We start from the raw sequence: 1,170 nt of genomic DNA on the forward strand, positions 1-1,170 counted from the left end.
CAGTCGAAGTACCTGAACAACCGGGCGGAGAACAGCCACCAGCCAACCAGGCAGCGCGAACGCGCGATGAAAGGCTTCCGCTCCGTGGGCGGAGCACAGCGGTTCCTGTCCGCTTTCAGCGGCATCTCGCCCCACTTCCGGCCCTGCCGACACCTGATGACCGCTGCCGCGCACCGAGCCGAGATGAGCATCCGCTTCGCAATCTGGGAGCAGATCACCGGCGTCGCCGGCCTGCCCACCGCGCCGTGAGCACACGACCGGAACCCGACTCCACCACGCCCCGGCACACCGTCAGACACCCCCACACCTAACAACGTGACAACGCCCGTCGAGCCGTACCTCGTCGACGCGCGCGGCCGTGGCGTACGGGTCCACGAGCGGGCCGTGCAGCCGACGCCTGTCGGCCAGGTGGAGGGTGACCCAGTCGTCCCCGGCCGCCTCCCGGCGTACCACCCAGGGCATGGGCTCATGGACGAGGCCCCGCCACAGCCGGGACAACACGGCCGCGCGGGCGCCGGGCAGCGCGGCCGTGTACGGCTGCGTCAGATCGGGGCGTACGGCGCCCAGCTCGGCGCCGAGCACTGCCTCTGCGTCGGACAACGGTTGACGATGCACGGGGGGCTCCTCGGGTGCGGAAACGGCGTCGGGCGGGTAAGGGGACTGCATCGGAACGGCGTACGACCACTGCCCGCACACCTCTGTGACAACGCACGGATGCCGTATGACGGCTTCGTGGCGCATCGCGGCGGGCAGAGATACTGATCACGAGTGCACCGTATGGAACGAATGGAACCCGTGGACGCCAACCCGACCCGCGGACGGCACCACCGCCGACGCCCACGCCGCCGCACCGCTGCTCAACTGTCTCCTGCGGGAGGTGGCGGAGCTCGTCGAGCCGGGAGCGGCCGGAGCCGCCGGAGTGCACCGGCTCAGGGCCAGCGGTCGTCTCCTGCGCGTACGCGGTACTCGCCGCCCCACGGAACCCGAACTGCTCACCAACGGCACCTGGCGCCGACTCACCCATACGGAACTGGTCAAACTCACCGCTGAGGAACTCCGCCTCCTCACCGGCCTGCCCAATTCCGAACTGCCCGCCGAGATGCCGGGTCTTCGAACTTGAGCGGTGTGTCGTCCCGAGTGGACTGACTGGCTGTCACGTTGCGTGAAGAC

Annotated in this window: 2 protein-coding genes and 1 pseudogene; 2 read left to right on the plus strand and 1 reads right to left on the minus strand. The window is 69.5% G+C overall.

The features are described 5' to 3' along the window. The coding region (locus F3T56_RS45940; protein WP_149831382.1) for a DDE-type integrase/transposase/recombinase at nucleotides 1–249 on the plus strand (249 nt) is incomplete at its 5' end. A gap of 72 nt (nucleotides 250–321) precedes the next feature. Here F3T56_RS45940 and F3T56_RS45945 read toward each other — a convergent pair. Next, nucleotides 322–615: pseudogene (locus tag F3T56_RS45945) on the minus strand (IucA/IucC family protein); the annotation flags it as partial. A gap of 106 nt (nucleotides 616–721) precedes the next feature. On the opposite strand from F3T56_RS45945, the gene F3T56_RS45950 reads away from it, so the two are divergent. Continuing rightward, nucleotides 722–1,120, plus strand: coding sequence for a hypothetical protein (locus F3T56_RS45950; protein WP_425473759.1), 399 nt, complete (start codon nucleotides 722–724; stop codon nucleotides 1,118–1,120). Nucleotides 1,121–1,170 lie beyond the last annotated feature (50 nt).

This window comes from Streptomyces tailanensis, from assembly GCF_008386495.1.
Lineage (GTDB): Bacteria > Actinomycetota > Actinomycetes > Streptomycetales > Streptomycetaceae > Streptomyces > Streptomyces tailanensis.

Coding starts and splice junctions, on each gene's coding strand:
- F3T56_RS45950 (WP_425473759.1), top strand. CDS start 722: ATGACGGCTTCGTGGCGCATCGCGGCGGGCAGAGATACTGATCACGAG.